23 protein-coding genes are annotated in these 22593 nt (G+C 38.2%); 18 read left to right on the top strand and 5 right to left on the bottom strand.

The window, feature by feature from the left end:
• Positions 1-28: 28 nt before the first annotated feature.
• The 13 genes from surE to nqrM all read left to right on the top strand — a co-directional run bounded on the left by surE (position 29) and on the right by nqrM (position 12071).
• Complete coding sequence (surE, locus tag FCS21_RS06825; protein ID WP_138621889.1) at positions 29-784, top strand: 5'/3'-nucleotidase SurE; 756 nt, start codon at positions 29-31, stop codon at positions 782-784.
• A 15-nt stretch (positions 785-799) separates the two neighbouring features.
• Entirely contained in the window at positions 800-1453 is a 654-nt protein-coding gene (locus FCS21_RS06820; protein WP_138621757.1) for a protein-L-isoaspartate(D-aspartate) O-methyltransferase, read from the top strand.
• A complete protein-coding gene (locus FCS21_RS06815) occupies positions 1453-2031 on the top strand; it encodes a YqaA family protein (protein ID WP_138621755.1) in 579 nt (192 codons plus the stop codon). The genes FCS21_RS06820 and FCS21_RS06815 overlap by 1 nt, the downstream gene beginning before the upstream one ends.
• 85 nt (positions 2032-2116) lie before the next feature.
• Positions 2117-2995: a peptidoglycan DD-metalloendopeptidase family protein gene (locus FCS21_RS06810; RefSeq protein WP_138621753.1), complete on the top strand. Its 879-nt coding sequence runs from the start codon at positions 2117-2119 to the stop codon at positions 2993-2995.
• A 185-nt stretch (positions 2996-3180) separates the two neighbouring features.
• On the top strand, positions 3181-4074 hold the full coding sequence (gene rpoS, locus FCS21_RS06805) for an RNA polymerase sigma factor RpoS (RefSeq protein WP_138621751.1): 894 nt from the start codon (positions 3181-3183) through the stop codon (positions 4072-4074).
• A gap of 495 nt (positions 4075-4569) precedes the next feature.
• Positions 4570-5907 (top strand): Na(+)-translocating NADH-quinone reductase subunit A, encoded by a 1338-nt coding sequence (locus FCS21_RS06800; protein WP_138621749.1) that lies wholly within the window; start codon positions 4570-4572, stop codon positions 5905-5907.
• A 2-nt stretch (positions 5908-5909) separates the two neighbouring features.
• Positions 5910-7112 carry an NADH:ubiquinone reductase (Na(+)-transporting) subunit B gene (locus FCS21_RS06795; RefSeq protein ID WP_138621747.1) on the top strand — a complete coding sequence of 401 codons (1203 nt, stop codon included), beginning with the start codon at positions 5910-5912 and terminating at the stop codon, positions 7110-7112.
• Positions 7105-7920 (top strand): Na(+)-translocating NADH-quinone reductase subunit C, encoded by an 816-nt coding sequence (locus FCS21_RS06790; RefSeq protein ID WP_138621745.1) that lies wholly within the window; start codon positions 7105-7107, stop codon positions 7918-7920. The genes FCS21_RS06795 and FCS21_RS06790 overlap by 8 nt, the downstream gene beginning before the upstream one ends.
• Positions 7920-8543, top strand: a complete 624-nt coding sequence (locus tag FCS21_RS06785) for an NADH:ubiquinone reductase (Na(+)-transporting) subunit D (protein ID WP_138621743.1) — start codon at positions 7920-7922, stop codon at positions 8541-8543. The genes FCS21_RS06790 and FCS21_RS06785 overlap by 1 nt, the downstream gene beginning before the upstream one ends.
• Positions 8544-8547: 4 nt before the next feature.
• On the top strand, positions 8548-9171 hold the full coding sequence (nqrE, locus tag FCS21_RS06780; protein ID WP_138621741.1) for an NADH:ubiquinone reductase (Na(+)-transporting) subunit E: 624 nt from the start codon (positions 8548-8550) through the stop codon (positions 9169-9171).
• Positions 9172-9233: 62 nt separating this feature from the next.
• Positions 9234-10457 carry an NADH:ubiquinone reductase (Na(+)-transporting) subunit F gene (nqrF, locus tag FCS21_RS06775; protein ID WP_138621739.1) on the top strand — a complete coding sequence of 408 codons (1224 nt, stop codon included), beginning with the start codon at positions 9234-9236 and terminating at the stop codon, positions 10455-10457.
• A gap of 242 nt (positions 10458-10699) precedes the next feature.
• Positions 10700-11731 carry an FAD:protein FMN transferase gene (locus tag FCS21_RS06770; protein WP_138621737.1) on the top strand — a complete coding sequence of 344 codons (1032 nt, stop codon included), beginning with the start codon at positions 10700-10702 and terminating at the stop codon, positions 11729-11731.
• A gap of 109 nt (positions 11732-11840) precedes the next feature.
• Positions 11841-12071: a (Na+)-NQR maturation NqrM gene (gene nqrM / locus FCS21_RS06765; RefSeq protein WP_138621734.1), complete on the top strand. Its 231-nt coding sequence runs from the start codon at positions 11841-11843 to the stop codon at positions 12069-12071.
• 160 nt (positions 12072-12231) lie between these two features.
• Here the strand turns inward: nqrM and dxs are convergent, their stop codons facing one another.
• The 3 genes from dxs to FCS21_RS06750 form a co-directional block, all read right to left on the bottom strand.
• Positions 12232-14139 (bottom strand): 1-deoxy-D-xylulose-5-phosphate synthase, encoded by a 1908-nt coding sequence (gene dxs / locus FCS21_RS06760; protein ID WP_138621732.1) that lies wholly within the window; start codon positions 14137-14139, stop codon positions 12232-12234.
• Between the two features lie 71 nt (positions 14140-14210).
• Entirely contained in the window at positions 14211-15113 is a 903-nt protein-coding gene (gene ispA / locus FCS21_RS06755) for a (2E,6E)-farnesyl diphosphate synthase (protein WP_138621730.1), read from the bottom strand.
• Entirely contained in the window at positions 15113-15361 is a 249-nt protein-coding gene (locus tag FCS21_RS06750) for an exodeoxyribonuclease VII small subunit (protein ID WP_138621728.1), read from the bottom strand. The genes ispA and FCS21_RS06750 overlap by 1 nt, the downstream gene beginning before the upstream one ends.
• A 296-nt stretch (positions 15362-15657) precedes the next feature.
• Between FCS21_RS06750 and pomA the strand changes: the two genes are divergently transcribed.
• The 3 genes from pomA (at position 15658) to thiI (ending at position 19064) form a co-directional block, all read left to right on the top strand.
• Positions 15658-16422, top strand: coding sequence for a flagellar motor protein PomA (pomA, locus tag FCS21_RS06745; RefSeq protein WP_138621726.1), 765 nt, complete (start codon positions 15658-15660; stop codon positions 16420-16422).
• A gap of 89 nt (positions 16423-16511) precedes the next feature.
• Complete coding sequence (locus tag FCS21_RS06740) at positions 16512-17453, top strand: flagellar motor protein MotB (protein WP_138621724.1); 942 nt, start codon at positions 16512-16514, stop codon at positions 17451-17453.
• A gap of 156 nt (positions 17454-17609) precedes the next feature.
• Entirely contained in the window at positions 17610-19064 is a 1455-nt protein-coding gene (gene thiI / locus FCS21_RS06735) for a tRNA uracil 4-sulfurtransferase ThiI (RefSeq protein ID WP_138621722.1), read from the top strand.
• A 26-nt stretch (positions 19065-19090) separates the two neighbouring features.
• On the opposite strand, the gene FCS21_RS06730 is transcribed toward thiI, so the two are convergent.
• Together FCS21_RS06730 and FCS21_RS06725 are read right to left on the bottom strand one after the other, a co-directional pair.
• The gene (locus FCS21_RS06730; protein WP_138621720.1) at positions 19091-20053 is read right to left on the bottom strand and encodes a ketopantoate reductase family protein; all 963 of its coding nucleotides are present in this window, start codon (positions 20051-20053) and stop codon (positions 19091-19093) included.
• Between the two features lie 50 nt (positions 20054-20103).
• Entirely contained in the window at positions 20104-20487 is a 384-nt protein-coding gene (locus FCS21_RS06725) for a VanZ family protein (protein WP_138621718.1), read from the bottom strand.
• A 149-nt stretch (positions 20488-20636) separates the two neighbouring features.
• On the opposite strand from FCS21_RS06725, the gene FCS21_RS06720 reads away from it, so the two are divergent.
• Entirely contained in the window at positions 20637-21119 is a 483-nt protein-coding gene (locus tag FCS21_RS06720) for a YajQ family cyclic di-GMP-binding protein (RefSeq protein ID WP_138621716.1), read from the top strand.
• Between the two features lie 285 nt (positions 21120-21404).
• Positions 21405-22370: a GGDEF domain-containing protein gene (locus tag FCS21_RS06715; RefSeq protein WP_138621714.1), complete on the top strand. Its 966-nt coding sequence runs from the start codon at positions 21405-21407 to the stop codon at positions 22368-22370.
• Positions 22371-22593: the final 223 nt, after the last annotated feature.

Genomic DNA, 22593 nt, shown 5'->3' with positions numbered 1-22593 from the left:
CATGGCTGAGAAAAAACTCACAAACCGCATAAAAATATTATTGAGTAATGATGATGGTGTGCACGCGTTAGGTATTAAAGTACTTTATGATGAACTGATTAAGTATTTTTCAGTCAATGTGGTTGCGCCAGACAGAAACTGCAGTGGTGCTAGTAACTCTTTGACCTTGCTTAATCCTTTACGCGCTGAGTACTTAGATAATAGTTTTGTGTCTGTTAATGGTACGCCAACAGATGCAGTACATTTAGGTATTAGTCAATTATTTACTGAGTGTGAGTTAGTCGTAGCAGGCATCAATAAAGGTGCTAACTTAGGCGATGACACCTTGTATTCAGGTACGGTGGCAGCAGCAACAGAAGGTCGCCATATGGGGATGCCTGCTATTGCGGTATCGTTAATCGGCAAAAATGAACGACATTATCAAACTGCAGCGGTTGTTACGGCAAAAATAATTCAACGCTTACGTACTCACCCACTCCCAGCAGATCAAATTTTAAATATTAATGTTCCCGATATTCCTTTGACGGCGTTAAAAGGCATAAAAGTAACGCGGCTGGGTCATCGCCATCAAGCGGAAAGTATGCAAAAAATGCAAGATCCATGGCAGCGTGATATTTACTGGTATGGCTTGCTAGGTCAAGAGTTAGATGGCGGTGAAGGTACCGATTTTCATGCTGTAGCCAATGGCTATGCCTCAGTAACTCCTTTGACCGTTGATATGACGGCTCATCAAAGTATAGCAAATATCGAAAGTTGGCTTTCTGAGCTAAATTTAGCAAAGTAAATTGGACGTGTTTTTATGATATCTAGTCGGATAGACAGAAAGTCAAAACGTAGTGGCGAAATACTCGCGCAAAAACTGTTACACGAAGGGATAACTAATCCTGCGGTTTTACAAGCGATTACTCATTCACCACGACATATATTTGTCCCAGAAATCTTAGCACATAAAGCTTATGACAACACTGCCTTGCCTATTGGACAAGGGCAAACTATTTCACAACCCTACATTGTTGCTAGAATGTCAGAGTTATTATTAGCTAATGGGCGACCTAAAAACATTTTAGAGATTGGCACTGGTTCAGGTTATCAAACGTCAATCTTAGCGCAGTTAACGGATAAGGTTTTTTCCGTTGAGCGGATCAAAGCGTTACAGTGGCAAGCTAAGCGCTGTTTACGTGCGATGGATTTACATAATATCGCGATGAAGCATGGTGATGGTTGGCAAGGCTGGCAAAGTAAAGGGCCCTTTGAAGCTATTATCGTGACTGCTGCCCCGGCTAGTGTACCACCAGCCTTACTTGCACAACTTGCCGATGGTGGGCGTTTAATTATTCCGGTTGGCGAGCAAACCCAAATTTTAAAAATTATCACCCGTGATGGTGATGTCTTTAATGAACAACAAATTGAAGCGGTACGTTTTGTACCTTTAATATCTGGAGAGTTATTGTAGTGAGCATGTTTTCTCGTCTTTATCTTTGGACTTTACGTTGGGCAGAACACCGCTTTGCACCACGTTACTTAGCTGCGCTTACCTGTGCAGAGTCTATTTTCTTTCCTATTCCCCCTGATGTGCTACTCGCCCCTATGGTGTTAGCAAAGCCAGAAAAAGCATGGTACTTTGCCGGACTCACTACGCTTGCCTCTATCTTAGGGGGGGCGATAGGTTATTGGCTTGGTTATTTAATGTTTGAACCTTGGATTCAACCTTTAATTTCTCAACTGGGCTATCAAGAGCGCTTTAATATTGCCATCGAGTGGTTCACTCACTGGGGGGTTTGGGTGGTTTTTATCGCTGGTTTTTCACCTATCCCTTATAAATTATTTACTGTCGGTGCCGGTTTTCTACATATGGCTTTTATCCCTTTTTTTATTGCCTCTGCGGTAGGGCGAGGTTTACGTTTTTTCTTAGTCGCAGGTCTTATTAAGTGGGGCGGAAAAAGGATGGAAGCTAAACTACGTCAATGGGTAGATGTTATCGGTTGGAGCGTGCTTGCTATTATTGTCGTGGCTTATTTTGCCTTACGTTAAAATAAATTATTATCCTGTTTATGTATATAAATAGCAGTAATTTACGCCTTGATAAACTCATTAAATTCTTTGTAAGGAGACTTTAATGAGTTTTTTTCGTCGTGCGAACGCCTTATTTTTTATTTTCATCGTAAACATAAGCCTTTCTTCTTGCAGTAGCCGAGATACGCCAGCCCCAGTTACCAATATTCATAGTACTAGCGTATTAACAGAGCACAATAGAAACTCTATTCAATCTTCACAATATTTTGTTAAAAAAGGAGAGACGCTCTATTCAATCGCTTGGCGTTCAAATTCAGATGTTAGAAAGATCGCTCAGTTAAATAATATTTCCGCACCTTATAATATTTATCCAGGGCAAAAATTATTTTTAACCGAACATAAAGTCAAAAGAACAGCGAAAGCAAGTAAGAATAAGGCGCAGCATAAAAAACAGACTAAAAGCTCTACTGTTAGTCGTAAAAATAGAACAAAAAATAGCCTTGCATCTACTAAAAAGCAGGCGTATGGTGAAAATGTAAACAGTAAAAAATCAAGACAAAATAGTGTGTTAACGGCAGATAAATCAACGTCTAACTTTTCACAAAAAATTAGTCGTTGGCAATGGCCGGTAAAAGGCAAAGTAGTTGAATACTTTTCTAATAGTACTCAAGGTAATAAAGGCATCGATATTGTTGGCCGCCGAGGTACTAAAATTAGATCATCGGCCCAAGGTAAAGTGGTCTATGCAGGTGATGCACTTAGGGGGTACGGTAAGTTAATTATTATAAAGCATAATGACGACTATCTTAGTGCTTATGCTCACAATGATCGTATCCTTGTTAAGGAAAAGCAGCAGATTAACAGGGGGGATGTTATTTCTACCATGGGAGATACGGATGCCAATAAGGTTATGCTGCACTTTGAAATAAGATTTCGAGGTAAATCTGTTAACCCATTAAATTATTTACCAAAAAATCAATGACGTAATGGTTAATATAAGTAATAACAACTAAGTAATAATCATTATATCGCAATGAATACCTAGTAATTAACAGACAACAAAAAAGAGAGAGTAAAGCCCACAGTTATACCGATAAGAAAGAAGCCGGAGTTATCGTGAATAGTTAAAGATATAAACAGCAGTCTTTGCAAGTTTGGGAGAATAACATGGTTAAATTAAAAGAAGAAAAAACGACTATCGGAGCAAAGGAAGAGGTCTCGGCAAGCTTAGATGCGACACAAATTTATTTAAGTGAAATAGGTTTCTCGCCGCTATTAACAGCCGAAGAAGAGGTGTATTTCTCACGCTTAGCCCTTAAAGGAAATGAACCATCAAGAAAACGTATGATTGAAAGTAATCTACGATTGGTTGTTAAAATTGCCAGACGTTATAATAATCGAGGCTTGCCACTGCTTGATTTAATTGAAGAAGGTAACTTAGGCTTAATTAGAGCGGTTGAAAAATTTGATCCTGAACGTGGCTTTCGCTTCTCAACTTATGCCACTTGGTGGATACGCCAAACGATTGAGCGGGCGATAATGAACCAAACTCGTACTATTCGTTTACCTATTCATGTTGTTAAAGAGCTCAATATTTATTTACGCGCATCGCGTGAACTTACCCAACTACTCGATCACGAGCCTACCGCTGAAGATATTGCGCTGTACTTAGATAAACCGGTTGCTGATGTTAATAAAATGCTAAAATTAAATGAGCGCATGGCTTCTGTTGATACCCCTTTCTCGGGAGATTCAGACAAAGCGTTATTAGATATTATCGCTGATGAAAGAAGTGCCGGTCCTGAAAGTGATTTACAATCTGAAGATATCAGTAATAATATTGTTTATTGGTTAAATGAGCTTAACAGTAAACAAAGAGAAGTCTTAGCAAGACGCTTTGGTTTACTAGGCTATGAAGCCGCGACATTAGAAAATGTTGGGAGTGAAATCGGCTTAACACGTGAGCGTGTTCGCCAAATTCAAGTAGAGGCATTAAAGCGTTTGCGTGACATGTTATCTCAGCAAAATCTATCAATAGAGGCTATTTTCAATATGAACTAAACTTAAACATTAAGTGACGAGTATTGACAATGGTTAATGGTTTTAACAACATTTAATCTCGAAAAATCAACAGTCCCAAAAGCAGCAATACTATATTGCTGCTTTTTTGTGTTTGAAAAACAGCCCTGATCGGCAGGTGTTTTATAGGAAATTAGCCATTCAATATAGTTATTAAAGGCGTTATTTAATCATGGATAAATAAAAATATTATTAATAACGAAAATTGTAATGAAAAATGTCGAATGAACGTAGAATGAAACGCTCATTTTATGGTAATATCGCGCCAGAAAATTTTAACTTAGAGCCAGTGCAGCTTTTTTTTAGTGGTAACGCTAAAAATTAATGTTTCACTGAAATACACTGAAATTGGTGTTTTTTATTTTATCCTTTTGATTTTTAAGTGTTATTTAATATTTATTATTTGATAATAATAAGGTTAATTAGATAAATTAATGAACTGATTTTTATACTCCATCAAAAGTAGTGCAAGTGTTTATGATTACAATAAAAAAAGGCTTGGATATTCCTGTTATGGGTGCTCCCCAACAGGTAATCCATGATGGTCCAGCCATCAAAACCGTAGCAACGCTCGGTGAAGAGTTTGTGGGTATGCGTCCAACCATGTTTGTAAAAGTGGGAGATCGTGTAAAAAAAGGTCAAGCGATTTTTGAAGATAAAAAAAATCCTGGCGTTAAATTCACAGCTCAAGCTGCCGGTGTTGTTAAAGAGATTAACCGTGGTGAAAAACGTGTTTTACAATCTGTTGTTATCGATGTCGATGGCGACGATAAAGAAACCTTTACCACTTATCCAGCAAGCAAATTTGCCTCGTTAGCGCGTGAAGATGTTGTCAAAAACCTAGTCGACTCAGGTTTATGGACCGCATTTAGAACCCGCCCATTTAGCAAAACACCTGCTATTGATAGTACTCCTGCTGCTATTTTTGTTAGTGCAATGGATACTAATCCACTGGCTGCAAACCCAGAAGTTATTATTAACGAGCAAAGTGAAGCGTTTAAACATGGTTTAACCATTTTATCTCGTTTAACTGAAGGCGAAGTTTTTGTTAGCAAAGCACCTGGCGCTAATATTCCGGTAGATAGTAATGCAACCGTTACTGAGTTTGCTGGTAAGCATCCTGCAGGTCTTGTCGGTACGCATATTCACTTCTTGAAATCAGCTAATGCTGAGCGATTTGTTTGGCATGTTGGTTATCAAGATGTTATCGCTTTCGCTAACCTTTTCACAACGGGCGAAATCGATAATACCCGTGTTATATCACTAGCAGGCCCTGCGGCAACTAAGCCGCGTTTAATACGTACGGTATTAGGTGCAAGCACTGCTGAATTAACCGCGGGCGAGGCAATTGAAGGCGAATTACGTGTTGTCTCAGGCTCTTTATTAATGGGCTCAACAGCTACTGCGGTACATGGTTACTTAGGTCGCTATAGCGTACAAGTCTCTTTAATTCTTGAAGGTCGAGAAAAAGAATTTATTGGCTACATGTACCCAGGGCCCAATAAGTTCTCCGTAACGCGCGCTTTTATGTCGCACTTTTTCCCAAGTAAGTTATTTAATATGACGACAACGACTAACGGTAGTGAACGTGCCATGGTACCTATTGGTAACTTTGAACGTGTTATGCCATTAGATATTTTACCCACGTTGTTTTTACGCGATATTTGTTCTGGTGATACCGACGGCGCTCAGCAATTAGGTGCCTTAGAGTTAGACGAAGAAGATTTAGCACTATGTACGTTTGTTTGTCCAGGCAAAACAGATTACGGTGTACTTCTGCGTGATTGCCTAACCACAATCGAAAAGGAAGGTTAGTCATGGGCTTGAAAAAGTTTATTGAAGATATTGAACCGCATTTTGAAAAAGGCGGTAAACATGAGAAGTGGTTTGCACTTTATGAAGCAGTTGCTACCGGTTTATTTACACCAGGTTATGTGAATAAAGGTAAAACTCATCTTCGTGATAGCATCGACTTAAAACGTATCATGATCACGGTATGGTTAGCGGTTTTCCCCGCCATGTTCTTTGGTATGTACAACATCGGCTACCAAGCCGTTGATGCCTTAGCTGCAGGTTATGCTTTACCACAATCTTGGCAAGTTGATTTGTTCACCTTATTTGGTGGCGTATTAACCGCTGATTCTAGTACCTTTAACATGATGCTATACGGTGCTTGTTTCTTCTTACCTATCTATGCGGTTACATTTGTTGTAGGTGGTTTCTGGGAAGTGCTTTTTGCTGCAGTGCGTAACCATGAAGTTAATGAAGGTTTCTTCGTTTCTTCTATTTTATTTGCACTTATCTTGCCAGCGAGTATTCCATTATGGCAAGTTGCTATTGGTATTACTTTCGGTATTGTTATTGCTAAAGAAATCTTTGGTGGTACAGGTAAAAACTTCTTAAACCCTGCCTTAGCCGGTCGTGCGTTTTTATTCTTTGCTTATCCAGCACAAATTTCTGGTGATGCTGTTTGGGTTGCTGCTGACGGTTTCTCTGGTGCTACTCTGTTAAGTGCGGCTAACCAAGGCTTAGTTGATTATTCAATTAATGCAGATTGGTGGAACGCATTTTGGGGATTCATTCCAGGTTCTGTAGGTGAAGTATCAACGTTTGCTATCTTGCTTGGTGGCGCATATATCCTTTATAAAGGCATTGCTTCATGGCGTATCGTCTTAAGTGTCTTTGGTGGTATGGTTGCTACATCATTACTATTTAATGCTATTGGCAGTGATACTAACGCTATGTTTGCTATGCCTTGGCATTGGCACTTTGTTATTGGTGGTTTTGCCTTTGGTATGATGTTTATGGCAACAGATCCTGTCACTATGTCATTCACTAATACGGGTAAGTATTGGTTTGGTGCTTTAGTTGGGGTTATGGTTGTATTAGTTCGTGTCGTTAACCCAGCATTCCCAGAAGGTATGATGTTAGCTATTTTATTTGCTAACTTGTTTGCGCCATTGTTTGACTACTTTGTTGTTAAAGGCAATATAAAACGGAGGCTTGCACGCAATGTCTAGTAATAAAGAAACATTCGGTAAAACGGTTGGTTTTGTACTCGCTGTTTGTGTTGTTTGTGCATTGTTAGTATCTTTTTCTGCAGTGCAGTTAAAACCCTTACAAAAAGCAAATAAAGCACTTGATCAACAAACTAAAATTTTAGAAGCGTCAGGTTTACTTGCTGAAACTGATGGTTCTTCTAAGTCTATTAAAGCGCTTTATAACGAGAAAGTATTTGGTTTAATCGTTGAGTTAGATTCGGGTAATATAGAATGTTCTGTTAAAGAAAATAATGCAGAAGATGGCTGTTATACTCAGATTTTAAACTTCGATGAACGTCGTAATGCTCGTGATACAGCTTTATCTAGCAAACCTGAAGACGATTTAGCCGGTATTAACCGCCGTTCAAATACGGCTGTTGTTTACTTAGTTAAAAATGAAACAGGTGCTATTAGCACGGTTGTATTCCCAATCATTGGTTCTGGTTTATGGGACTTAATGTATGGTTATGTTGGCTTAGAAGCTGATTTAAACACAGTAAAAAGTGTTATTTATTCTGATCATAAGGAAACTCCAGGATTAGGTGCTGAAGTACTTAACCCTAAATGGAAAGCGTTATGGCCAGGTAAAAAAATATATAACGATGCTGACGTAGTAAAAATTAAGCTAGTCAAAGGTGGCGCTAAACCAGGTAACGTTCACGGTGTTGATGCGTTATCAGGTGCAACGTTAACAAGTAACGGTGTTACTAACACATTACAATTTTGGTTTGGTGAAGAAGGCTATAAAACTTTCATTACTAAATATCTTGCAGAAGGGGTTAACTAATGTCTTCAGATGCTAAAAAAGTATTAACGGGTCCTATTGTTGATAATAACCCGATTGCATTACAAGTATTAGGTATTTGTTCTGCACTTGCTGTAACAAGCTCAATGGCTAATGCGTTAGTAATGAGTTTAGCGGTTATTTTTGTAACAGCATTCTCTAACTTGTTTATTTCAATTATTCGCAATCATATCCCTTCTAGTGTGCGTATTATCGTACAAATGGCGATTATTGCTTCCTTGGTAATTGTGGTTGACCAAGTATTGAAAGCTTTCTCTTATCAGTTATCTAAAGAATTAGCCGTTTTTGTTGGTCTAATTATTACTAACTGTATTGTTATGGGACGTGCCGAAGCTTTTGCTATGAAAGAAAAGCCAGGCTTGAGCTTTTTAGATGGTATCGGTAACGGTTTAGGTTACGGCGCCATCTTAATGTTAGTTGCCTTTTTCCGTGAATTATTTGGTTTTGGTACCTTATTTGGTCTTGAAATATTACCATTAATTCAAAATGGTGGCTGGTATCAAGCGAATGGTTTATTAGTATTACCATTTAGTTCATTCTTTGTTATTGGTTTAATCATTTGGGCACTTCGCCAATGGAAACCAGAACAAGTAGAGAAGGATTAATACCATGGAACATTATATTGCATTATTAGTTAAATCTATTTTTATTGAAAACATCGCGTTAATGTTTTTCTTAGGTATGTGTACTTTCCTTGCCGTATCTAAAAAAGTTGATACTGCTATTGGTTTAGGTGTTGCGGTTGTTGTGGTACTTGGTTTGGCTGTGCCAATGAACCAAGTTATTTACCAAGCAATATTAGCCCCAGGTGCTCTTGATGCTGTATTAGGCATTACAGATCCTAATGAATCGGTTGATTTAAGCTTTTTATCTTTTATTACCTTCATTGGTGTTATTGCAGCATTAGTTCAAATCTTGGAAATGGTACTAGACAAGTATTTCCCTGCGCTTTATCAAGCATTAGGGATTTTCTTACCGTTAATTACTGTAAACTGTGCGATTTTTGGTGCTGTGTCTTTCATGGTAGCGAAGAACCTAGCATTTGGTGAAAGTGTTGTTTACGGAATTGGCTCTGGTATCGGTTGGGCACTTGCTATTGTATTATTAGCGGGCTTGCGCGAAAAGATGAAATACTCTGACGTACCCAATGGTTTGAAAGGTTTAGGAATCACATTTATTACTGCAGGTTTGATGGCTTTTGGCTTCTTATCTTTCGGTGGTATTTCCCTATAAGTTTGCTCGGTGTAAGACACGCTTTGTGTGTTACACCCTTAGAAATATTTAAGGAATAGTCGATGGAAATCATTCTCGGCGTATCGATGTTTACTGCAATAGTTATTCTTTTAGTGTTGGTGATTTTATTCGCTAAATCTAAATTAGTATCAAGTGGTGAAGTAACGATCAATATAAATGGCGACCCTGAAAAAGCAGTTAAAACTGCTGCGGGTGGCAAATTGTTAGGTGCATTAGCTGACCAAGGGATTTTTATCCCTTCAGCGTGTGGCGGCGGTGGTACTTGTGGCCAATGTCGTGTTGAAGTGCATTCAGGCGGTGGCGATATTCTGCCAACGGAAGAAGGTCACATTAATAAGCGCGAAGCCAGATCAGGTTGTCGTTTAGCGTGTCAAGTTGCGGTTAAACAAGACATGGAAATTGAAGTAGAAGATGAAATCTTCGGTGTTCAACAATGGGAATGTGAAGTTATCTCTAACGATAACAAAGCAACCTTCATTAAAGAGCTTAAACTACAAATTCCAAATGGCGAATCAGTACCGTTTAAAGCCGGTGGTTATATTCAAATTGAAGCACCAGCGCATCATGTTAAATACAGTGATTTTGATATTGATGAGCAGTATCGTGGCGATTGGAACCATTTTGGTTTCTTCGATGTAGAGTCAAAGGTAGACACAGATACTTTACGTGCCTATTCAATGGCTAACTACCCAGAAGAGGAAGGCATTATTATGCTTAACGTGCGTATTGCTACGCCGCCTCCTGGACGTTTACATTTGCCTGCTGGTAAAATGTCATCATATATTTTCAGCCTTAAAGCCGGTGATAAAGTGACTATTTCAGGTCCATTTGGTGAGTTCTTCGCTAAAGAAACTGATAATGAAATGGTATTTATCGGTGGTGGTGCGGGTATGGCGCCAATGCGTTCACATATCTTTGATCAACTTAAGCGTCTTAAATCTAAGCGTAAAATGAGTTTCTGGTATGGTGCACGTTCTAAGCGTGAAATGTTCTATGAAGATGATTATAACGGCTTAGCGGCTGATAATGATAACTTCCAATGGCATGTTGCCTTGTCTGATCCACAACCTGAAGATAACTGGGATGGCTTAACTGGTTTTATCCACAATGTTCTTTTTGAAGAATACTTGAAAGACCATGAAGCACCAGAAGATTGTGAATACTACATGTGTGGTCCACCAATGATGAACGCAGCGGTTATCGGTATGCTTAAAGATCTTGGTGTAGAAGATGAAAATATTATGCTAGATGACTTCGGCGGCTAATTGTTTATTTTAACTTGCCTAATGCCTTAATTTCGGCGTAGGCTGTGCTCATTGACTAACGTCAACTCCGCGCAGCCTTCTTGAGCTAAAGGCATTATTCTATGTTAAAAGTTAAACAATAATCTATCGAATGAATCGCTAAAATAAAGACGGCTTCGGTCGTCTTTATTATTTTTAACGAAAGGTTATTTAGCTGAGCCTATTTTTAAATAGGTTGACCTAAATAATTATTTGGAAATCTTATGAATAAAATAAAGCTCGTCTTATTAGCCGTTTTAGTGATATCACTATCAGCTTGTTTCCCTAGTAATACCTCAGAAAAGACTGAAATATTACTGCAGGGGCGTACTATGGGCACTAGTTATAATATTAAAATAGTCGCCACTCAAGAGCAGATACTAGCGCTTAACTTACAACAAAAAATTGATGCGGCATTGGTGCAAGTCAACCAAGAAATGTCGACGTATATTAGTGACTCTGAACTATCACAATTTAATCAATCTAGTACGACCGAGCCTGTTGCTATTTCAGCAGGTTTTGCACGCGTACTTAAAGAGTCACTTCGTCTTGGTCAGTTAAGTGAGGGCAAGCTTGATGTTACTGTCGGCCCTTTAGTTAACTTGTGGGGTTTTGGACCAGATTTACGTCCTGAAACTATCCCTAGCGATGAGCTATTAACACGCACGAAAAAACGAGTTGGTTTTGAAAATTTAGTTTTAACAGGTAACTTGCTTACTAAAAAAATTCCTGACGTTTATATCGATTTATCAACTATTGCAAAAGGCTATGGCGTCGATGTGGTCGCTGATCTTATTGAAAGTAATGGTTTTGTTAATTACTTAGTAGAAATTGGCGGGGAAATGCGTTTAAGGGGCTTTAAGCATACTGGCGAGTTATGGGCCATTGCGATAGAAAAACCTATTTTTGATGCCAGTGGTGAAGAGCGTGCTGTGTATCAAGTTGTTATTCCTAAAGATAATGCGGTGGCAACCTCAGGTGATTACCGTAATTACTTTGAAGCTGACGGTATACGTTTTTCCCATATTATTGACCCCGGTACGGGCAAACCTATTCATCATAACTTAGTGTCGGTGACCGTTATTCATCCCTCATCTATGACTGCTGATGGTTTATCTACTACCTTAATGGTAATGGGCATGGAAAAAGGCATGGCGTTTGCCAGTGAAAATAATTTAGCAGCATTATTTATTTCTAAGACTGAAAATGGCTTTGATGAGCGATTTACGGTAAAATTCAAACAGTATTTAAAGTAAGCTATAAGCAAAGGCGAATAAGCTTAACCTAAACGACAAAACAACTACATTTATCTAGCCTTAAACTTAGTAGCGCTATATAAATAACCTTAAATGAGAGCAAAGCATTATGATGATTTTCTTTATTACCTTTGGTTTTTTCCTTATGGTAGGTGCTGCTATGGCAGTAGGTTATATTTTTCAAAACCGAACGTTAGCGGGTAGCTGTGGTGGTTTAGCCAGTGTTGGCATTGAGAAAGAATGTAACTGTGATAACCCTTGTGAAAAGCGTCAAGAGCGTGAAAGAAAAACAGCACTTGAAGACAATTTAAAAAATAGAATTGATATAACCAACTTATAATGCTGATTATGTCGAGGCTATCTCTTTTGTCGTACTTTTTGTCAAGGTAACAGCAAAGCTAAAAGCTTTGCTTCATAAAAAAAAGGATAATGAACTTAATTCATTATCCTTTTTTATTACCGGTAATTTAGGCTTTACGTTAAGGTATTACCTACGTCAGTTAGCTGATAAAGCTCAATACTTTGGCGATGATACCCTGAGAGTCTAGACCTAACTCATGGTGTACTTCTTCTTGGGTGCCATGCTTAACAAACTCATCTGTTACGCCAATATTGAGAATACAAACCGGTTTGCCTTGAGCAAGTAGGTATTCATTTACGCCTGAACCAGCGCCACCAGCAATAGCATTATCTTCAACCGTTACTAAGTAGTCATGTTGACTATTAAGCTCATCAATTAATGTTTGATCAAGGGGTTTAACAAAGCGCATATCTACTAAGGTAGCGTTAAGCGCTAGTGCGGCTATTTTTGCTTCTGCTAATATAGAGCCAAAACTTAATATGGCAACGCGCTTGTTTGAAATATCTAGCGTTTCTTTAGTCTTAGTGGCTGTTTCTTTAGCATTAATAATAATGAGGCCTTTGCCTATTTCAATGGTTTCATCAATAGCGGGTAATGATTCACCAGTACCGTTACCGCGAGGATAGCGAACCACACTAGGGCCATTTAACCTAAAGCCGGTATTTAACATTAACTGACACTCACGTTCATTAGACGGTGCCATAATAACGGTATTGGGGATACAACGTAAAAAGCTTAAATCGAAGACACCTTGATGCGTAGCACCATCAGCGCCTACTATACCAGCACGATCAACAGCAAACATAACCGGTAAGTTTTGTATGGCAACATCATGAATAAATTGATCATAACCACGTTGTAAAAAGCTAGAGTAAATTGCGACTACCGGTTTTAAACCGCCCATAGCAAGACCCGCACCATAGGTTACACAGTGTTGCTCAGCAATAGCTACATCAAAGTATTGCTCAGGAAAACGTTTACTAAACTCAACCATACCAGAGCCTTCAGCCATCGCTGGCGTAACGGCCACTAACTTTTTGTCTACTTCAGCAGTACGGCATAACCAATCGCCAAAAATTTTTGAATAGGTAGGTAAGCTAGGTTTTGCTTTAGGTAATTGCGTGTCTTTAGGATTAAATTTAGGGACGGCGTGATACTTTATTGGGTCTTGCTCGGCAGCATAATAGCCTTTACCCTTAGTCGTAACTACATGTAAAAATTGCGGCCCTTTAAGGTTACGCATATTTTTAATCGTAGTCACTAAGCCTTCGACATCGTGACCATCAATAGGACCAATATAATTAAAACCTAGCTCTTCAAAGAAAATACTCGGTACAACCATACCTTTTAAGTGTTCTTCAGCGCGGCTGGCAAGTTCTTTAATAGGAGGAATATTACCTAAAATCTTTTTGCTGCCTTCTCTAAAACCAGTAAAAATACTACCAGAGAGTAACTTGGCCAAATGATTATTTAATGCGCCAACATTTTTTGAAATGGACATATCATTATCATTTAAGATAACCAACATATCTTTTTTAATATCACCGGCGTGATTTAACGCCTCAAAAGCCATGCCAGCGGTCATAGCACCATCACCAATAACGGCAACCGTTTTACGATTTTTGCCTTCTTTTTCTGCAGCAACCGCTAAACCCAAACCCGCTGAAATAGAGGTGCTTGAGTGGCCAACACTTAAAACATCATATTCGCTTTCTTCACGCCATGGGAAAGGGTGTAAACCATTTTTTTGTCTTATGGTATGTAGCTGATCACGTCTCCCAGTTAAGATTTTATGTGGGTAAGCTTGATGACCTACATCCCAAATTAAGTGGTCAAAAGGGGTGTTGTAGACATAATGTAAGGCGACAGTCAGTTCAATAGTACCAAGACCCGATGCAAAGTGCCCACTACTTTTACTGACGGAATTAAGTAAGAAGCTACGCAGCTCTTTGCTAATGTTTTTTAGTTGATCCTGTGGCATTTTACGCAGATCTTCTGGGATATTAATCTGAGAAAGTAGTGGGTAATCAGCAAGGTTTATAGTCATAGTTCGTCTATTGATAATAATTATTTATGTAAGTTTTACCGCATATAATCTAAATATCACGGCGTCGATATTTAATGACTGCGCTTAACAATAAAGGTAGCAAAATCTGCCAAAGATTGCGTATTGTAAGGTAATCTTGCTAAAGCTTGAAGCGCTTGTTGCAATAAGTTTTCCGCTTTGTTTTGTGCACCCTGTAAACCGAGCAATGCAGGATAAGTACTTTTATTGGCTGCTACATCAGAGCCTACCGGTTTACCTAGCTCTTCTTCAGTTGAGATCAAGTCAAGAATATCGTCTTGTACTTGATAAGCTAAGCCAATGTGTTGTGCATATTCACTTAATATATGCTTTTGATCTTCAGTAACTAGCTCACCACATAGTGCCGGCATTAATACCGATGCTTTTAATAAAGCCCCTGTTTTTAAAGAATGTAACGCTTCTAACGCTTCAAGTGAAATACTTTTATTGGTTGCGGCTAAATCTAAACCTTGCCCACCACACATGCCTTGATAACCCGAAGCGCTAACTAATTGTTGAATAAGCCTTACTTGAATGGGTAGTTCGTTAGGTTTGTGTGTGCTGGTAAATGTGTGGTTAGCGAGAATATCAAATGCTAATGTTTGCAAGGCATCGCCGGCTAATATGGCGGTGGCCTCATCAAATGCTTTATGACAAGTGGGTTGGCCACGTCTTAAATCATCGTCATCCATAGCAGGCAAGTCATCGTGTAACAAGGAATAAGCATGAATACACTCTATTGCACCTGCTACTGCGTCAATATCATCTATATTTGCAGAGACCGCTTCGCCTGTTATATAAGCGAGGTAAGGGCGCATGCGTTTACCACCTATTAACAACCCATAACGCATGGCATCAAGCAATTTAGTATCGTTAATAGTAAGTTGATCAATTTTAGTGATTAAAAAATCATTGATACGTTGTTGATAATGTTCATAGCATATCAGCGTGGCCATTAATTCTCTCCTGCGCTGGTATCAAAGTCGGTAAGCTGTGGAGAGCCATTTTTATCTAGCAATAGTTGTACTTTTTGCTCAGCAGTTTGTAACTTTACTTGGCTTAATTGACTGAGGTTTAAACCTCGTTCAAAAAGTGCCATCGATTCTTCTAAACTTAAGTCACCTTGCTCTAAGCTTTGTACTATGGTGTCAAGTTCATGCAATGATTCTTCAAAAGAGAGGTTTTCTAGTTTCTTTTTAGCCATGTTCTTCTGCTCTGAGCTTTTAGGATGTGATGATATAATGTGGAAAATCTATCTTAGCTGTTTACTAGGATCAATTAACCTACTGCATTTATAATCAGCATTTTATCATTAGTGTTAAGTTATTGACACTAGAGACGATAATAAACTTAGATGCCTACTTAATTATTAATAGGTTATTGTTCAATTATCCGTTAGATTATTCGTTATGCAATAGCGAATAATCTATACATAAGGTACTATTATTTTATTGAAATAGGGTCTTAATGCCTGATGAGTAAGCTGTTTAGGAGAGTTTTGTGGATTTAGCGACATTAATTGGTATTTTAGGTGCCATCGGTTTATTAATTATGGCGATGGTGCTATCAGGCGACATTATGATGTTCGCCGATACCCAGTCACTTATTATTGTGTTTGGTGGTTCTATTTTTATTGTATTAGCTAACTACAATTTAGGGCAATTTTTCGGCATAGGAAAAGTCATTGGCAAAGCGTTTATGTTTAAGCTTGAAAAGCCTGAAGAGTTAATTGATAAAGCAGTTGATATGGCAGACGCCGCACGTAAAGGCGGTTTTTTAGCTTTAGAAGAAGCAGAAATAACTAACCCTTTTATGCAAAAGGGTGTTGATATGTTAGTCGATGGCCATGATGCCGATGTTGTTAGAGCAACCTTACAAAAAGATATTAATTTAACTACAGAGCGCCATGAAACAGGCTCTAATATGATGATGGCACTTGCCGATGTTGCTCCTGCTATGGGGATGATCGGTACCTTAATTGGCTTAGTCGCGATGTTATCGAATATGGATGATCCAAAATCGATAGGCCCTGCAATGGCGGTAGCCTTACTTACAACCTTATATGGTGCCTTTCTCGCTAATGTTATTGCTATTCCTATTGCCTCAAAATTAAAATTACGTATGGCGGAAGAAAAAATGAACCAAGAGCTGGTACTTGATGCTGTTCTAGGTATTCAAGATGGACAAAACCCGCGCGTTATTGAAGGCTTATTAAAGAATTATTTGGCCGAGAGTAAAAGAAAAATTGATACAACAGAAGAGTAGTGGGAATCGAGTTATGTTACTAGGATTAATCTCAAACGCGCTTATGTTGAATGGTTTAACATCAGGAGTACTTATGTTAAGAGGTAAGTATGTCTGAACAAAAATGTAAGTGTCCACCTCCTGGGCTACCTGCTTGGATGGGGACCTTTGCTGACCTTATGTCGCTTTTGATGTGCTTTTTTGTGCTGTTGTTATCTTTTTCTGAAATGGATGTTTTAAAATTTAAACAAATAGCCGGTTCGATGAAGTTTGCTTTTGGTGTGCAAAATAAAATAGAAGTAAAGGATATTCCTAAAGGCACTAGTATTATTGCGCAAGAATTTCGTCCAGGAAAACCCGAGCCGACGCCTATTGAAGTTATTCAACAACAAACCATGGAAATGACCGAGCAGATGCTTGAATTTCAAGCGGGTGATGAAAGCTCTGCTGGTGGACGACAAGAGCAGCGTGGTACTGAGCGCGGCGGTCAATCTCAAAATACTGACGATGCCTTATCCCAACAAGCTATTGATCAAGCTAAACAAGATATGGAAGAAGCAGCACAAGAGCAAGTGAATGAATTAGTGAAAAAAATTGCTGAGCAACTTGAAAAGCAAATTCAAGACGGTGCAGTAGAGTTAGAGTCACTCGGTCAGCAAGTTATTATAAGAATTAGAGAAAATGGCTCATTCCCTTCAGGATCTGCCTTTTTACAACCTCAGTTTCGACCTATCATCCGAGAAATTGGTCAATTACTTAACACCATGCCAGGTGAAATTATGGTATCAGGCAATACTGATAACCGCGGTGTTAACTCTGAACTATTCAGCTCTAACTGGGATTTATCCAGTAAACGGGCGGTAGCGATAGCACATGAGTTAATTAAAGTCCCCGGTTTTGACCCTACGCGCTTAGTGGTTGCGGGTCATGCAGACACAAGACCATTAGTACCGAATACTAATGCACTAAATCGCCGTCGTAACCGTCGTGTTGAAATAGCTATTAACCAAGGTAAGGCTAAAGAAACCGAGCGTATAGGTGTTATTAATTAATAAATGTACTTAAAAGATAATACAAAACGATAGAAAATAGCGCCTTAGCGTTAATTTTAACCACTGGCAGTAAAAACTTAAAAAAGGCTGAAAAATAGTGTACAATGTGCGCCATTATTTTTTTGCCTTTTTAGGTGCCTTTTTAGGTTATACCCGATGAAATTTATCGTTAAGCTTCAATCTGAGATTACTATTAAATCTCGCCCCGTTCGTAAACGTTTTACTAAAATCTTAGAGACAAACATTAAAAATGTTTTACGTCGTGTTGATGAACAAATCACCTCGCGTATGAACTGGGATAACATTGAAGTTAACACTAAAGACAACTCCCCTGAAAATCGCCAGCGTTTAATTGATGCGCTTAAGTGTATTCCGGGTATACCTATGTTTTTAGAAGTCCAACAAACTGACTTTGTTGATGTACATGACATTTATGAAAAAACCTTAGCAGTTCATGCTAAGGCTATTGAAAATAAAACATTTTGTGTACGCGCTAAGCGTACCGGTACTCACGATTTTAACTCGCTTAAAGTAGAGCAATATGTTGGTGGTGGTTTAAATCAAGCCGTAGCAAGCTCTACCGTTAAGCTAAAAAATCCTGATGTTACCGTGCACCTTGAAATTAAAAATAAAGATCTATTTATTGTTACCCAACGTCATAAGGGCCTAGGTGGCTTTCCGATAGCCACGCAAGAAGATGTTTTATCGCTTATGTCAGGTGGTTTTGACTCGGGTGTTTCAAGCTATCAAATGATCAAAAAAGGCTCTCGTACTCACTATTGTTTCTTTAACTTAGGTGGCTCAGCCCACGAAGTGGGGGTTAAGCAAGTGAGTTATTACTTGTGGAATAAGTTTGGTGCTTCTCATAAAGTTAAATTCTTTGCTGTTAATTTTGAGCCGGTTGTCGCTGAAATTTTAGAAAATGTTGAAAATAGCCATATGGGCGTGGTATTAAAGCGAATGATGGTCAGAGCGGCAAGTAAAATAGCTAATCGAGCTAAAATTCAAGCATTAGTTACGGGTGAAAGTTTAGGGCAAGTTTCAAGCCAAACGCTTACTAATTTAAATGTCATTAACCGGGTAACCGATAACTTAATTTTACGTCCGTTAATGGCTTACGATAAACAAGACATTATTGATATTGCCCGTAATATTGGTACAGAAGATTTTGCTAAAACCATTCCTGAATATTGTGGTGTTATTTCTAAAAAACCAACAGTAAGAGCGGTACTTGCTAAAGTTGAAGAAGAAGAAGGTAACTTTGATTTTGATATTCTAGATAAGGTGATCAGTGAAACGCAAGTTTATGATATTCGTGATATTGGTAAAGAAACTGAAGAAGAAATTCATGCGGTCGATCTCGTTGAAAATATTCCAGCGAATGCGGTGGTTGTTGATATTCGAAGCCCTGATGAAGAAGAAGAAAAGCCATTAGTGTTAGGCGATGTTGAAGTCAAACATATTCCGTTTTATAAATTAGCGACAAAATTTGGTGATTTAGATATGACGAAAGACTATTTATTATATTGTGATCACGGTGTTATGAGTAAGTTACAGGCATTGTACTTACTTGATAACGGTTTTAAAAACGTCAAAGTATATCGTCCATAAGTCGTTTTAACGGTAAGTAGCCAATATTAAATCTTAGCATGATAAGTTAAGGCTTTTACCTGTTGCCACACTTGGGTATTTTCTGGTGTGGCAATATTATTTTTCTGCCCTAAACGGTGTATATAACCGTTTATGTAATCCACTTCTGTTGGCCTAGCAGCTAACACATCGCTACGCATGGAAGAACAGTTTTGAGCTGTTGCTTGTGCTACTTTAGCGACCATTTCAAGTAAGTCGTTAAAAGATAATTCGATATTTTCAGCCTGAGCTACAGCAACAATTTCTGTTAGTAAGGCGTTAATTTGCACAGTAAACTGCGGATCATTTACCTTACCGTTATCAATATTATTGACAGCGGTTATCGGATTTATCACACAGTTTATTGCTAACTTTAGCCATTGCTTGTTGATAATACTTTCATGGAAACTTACCTCAGGTAGCGCGTCGTTCAACAAATTACGTAATTGCAGCTGTTTAGCTGCGCTTAACTTACCTGCAAGCATACCTATATCGCTTTGCCCTAAACCTGTGTGCGTTATTGTTAATGGAGCACTGCGTAAACAACCATGGGTTGTTAACATGGCTAATATGTTTTGTTCGCTGGGTAGTAAGCTAGCGACAGTATCAAAAGTCCCCATACCATTATGCGCTAAAATAAGGCTGCACTCAGGCTTGATTTGACTGACTAACTGTTTAATAGCATCAGCAATATGGTATGACTTTAGGCAAAGTAAAATAACATCTGCCGCGGCGATATCTGCTGCTTGGCTATAACTTAACGGATAACTTGCTGCACGTGCTTGCAAATAAGCAGTAAAGTGATAGTTAGCGTTCTTTATCTCATATTGGTTAGAGGCAAGCAGCGTGATATTAGTATTACTGCAGTTACTTGCTTTAGACAAATGATGGTACCAAAGTAAGCCCATTGCCCCTTGCCCGACGACGACGATATTGTTTTGTTTATTAAGCTTACTTTTATTCGTTGTCATTATTTTCTACCGCTGTGTGTTAAGACGTTTAACTGTGCTTTAAAATCTGGCTATTTAGTTGTATTTTTAGTTAAGTCTTTTTTGAAAAAGCTAAAGTAAAGCCATTTTACTAAGACAAATAAACATATACCAAGTACATCAGCAAGAAAGTCACCCAATTCCCCCTGACGATAACCTAACAGTGATTGACTTACTTCTGTTAAAGCGGCATAAAAAGTGAGTAGCATTAAACAAAGTGGCAGTGACAACTTAATAACCGAGTGACTGACCCAGGTTAGAATAAAAAAGCTAGTTAAGTGCCCAATAGTATCTATTGCTGGAAATTGAAAGATGATTTTTCGCCACGAATCAGGCACAAACGAATGAGCAACAAGTAGTAAGCTGGAGACGATAAATACGCTAATAAAAAAGTAATAATGTTGGCGAGCGTTCACAAAAAAAATCTGCAATTAACAATGTAAGTAATTTGATACTAACATGATTTACAATCAATATTTTTAATTATCACTCAGTGGTAAATAGTTCAATAGACTTGGTATAATAACCGTATTGCGTGAATTCAACCTACTATAGAGAGTAAATTATGCCATCAATGGATATCGTATCAGAAACTAATTTAGAAGAAGTTAGAAATGCTGTCGACAACGCTAACCGTGAACTGACCACACGTTTTGATTTTCGTGGTGTTGAAGCCAGTTTTGAGTGGAAAAAGCCTAATGTTACCCTTAAAGCTCAAGGGGACTTTCAATTAAAGCAAATGTGCGACATGCTAAGAAGTCAATTAACTAAACGTAATGTTGATGCTAAGGCAATGACTATTGGTAATGCCAGTGCAACCGGTAAAAACTGGAGTTTGCAAGTCACCTTTAAAGAAGGTATTGAACAAGATGTGGCTAAAAAAGTAGTAAAGCTGATTAAAGATGAGAAAATGAAAGTCCAAGCCGCTATTCAAGGTGAGCAAGTACGTGTCACGGGTAAAAAGCGTGATGATCTACAAGCGGTAATGCAATTAGTACGCACTGCAGAGCTAGAGCAATCTTTCCAATTTACGAACTTTAAAGATTAGTTGCTTCCTATATCCGCCTTTGGGCTTGAGCAAACCCTAGCCTAGGTTAGCTTTTTTAAGGGATAACTCTTAATAAAAAAGTGCCTTGACGATGAATCGCTCAAACTTCCTGAAACGAGTCTCTTCAAGTGGAACGAGTATATACTCTTCTTTTACTACTAAAAAACCATAACATTTGTTATGGTTTTTTTATTGGTTATATTGATTGTAACCTTATAGCCAATAAATAAATGAGCCCGCTTGTTTTATCGTTAGGGCTACTTATGCCTCTTGAGAGAAAATGATATGAGTAAAAGAACAGAACGAGAAATAGTCTTACTTTATATGAGCGCCTTAACGGCTGCGGTTATTTCTCCTTTTGTGTTAATTCGCTTTTTATCGGGTGATATAGTGATGGCGATCGCTGATGCCATCATCGTTATTTTAATGTCGATATTCTTTTTATACGTTTATAAAACGCATAAAGTAGCGCTTGCTAGTTTACTTATGTCTTTGTTGTTAATAGCTATTATTATTGCTTTTATTACTGTGCATGGACTATCAATTATTTATTGGTATTATCCTCTCGTGTTAGCCATTTTCTACTTGAACCACCAACGCACAGCGATAATATTATGTGTTGTTTCTACGGTGACCATTACTTTATTACTCTATCCAACAACAAATTTTGCTGAAGTATCGGTTATCTTTGTTTCTATGCTGTTAACTAGTATATTTTCTTTTGTTATTTTTCGTTCATACAAAGGCGTACAGGCAAAGTTAAAGTTACTGGCGACAACAGACCCGTTGACTTCAACGGGCAATCGTAGGGCTTTAGATAGTGAGCTAAACAAAGCAATACTTAGCCAAGAACGACAAAAAAAAACTATGTGCCTAATTTTATTAGACTTAGATAATTTTAAAAAAATTAATGATACTTATGGTCACCTTATTGGTGACGACATTTTAGTGACGCTAACTAAGCTGCTTGTTAATAACATTCGTATGCTTGATACTCTTTATCGTTATGGAGGCGAAGAGTTTATTATCGCACCGCTATATGTTGATTTAAAAACGGCAGCTATCATTGCTGAAGATATGCGAGCAGTAGTCGAAGAACATGTGTTTACAGACGATATATCTATGACATTGTCACTGGGGGTAGCACAATTTAACGATAAAGAAACACCGTCACAGTGGATAGCTAGAGCTGACGCTGCTTTATATATTGCTAAGGATTCAGGTCGAAACAAGGTTTATTTGGCAGAGTAGTTTTAGCTTAACTATTCACAGCGAAAACCTTAGGTTATAAAGCACTTTGTTAACACCACTTATCTTAAAACCCACGTATTATTTGAAGCCAAGTTTTCTTAAAATACCTCGCCACTGATATTATTGTTATTCTTTCAGAATATAAAAACAGTATAGACGTCTATACGTTTAGATGTTGACAAATAGAGTGATCTAAGTAACATTATCACTACTCTTATTATGT

Source organism: Colwellia ponticola, from assembly GCF_005885605.1.
In the GTDB taxonomy this organism is placed as follows: domain Bacteria; phylum Pseudomonadota; class Gammaproteobacteria; order Enterobacterales; family Alteromonadaceae; genus Colwellia; species Colwellia ponticola.
This window is presented reverse-complemented; position numbering and strand designations above follow the sequence as displayed.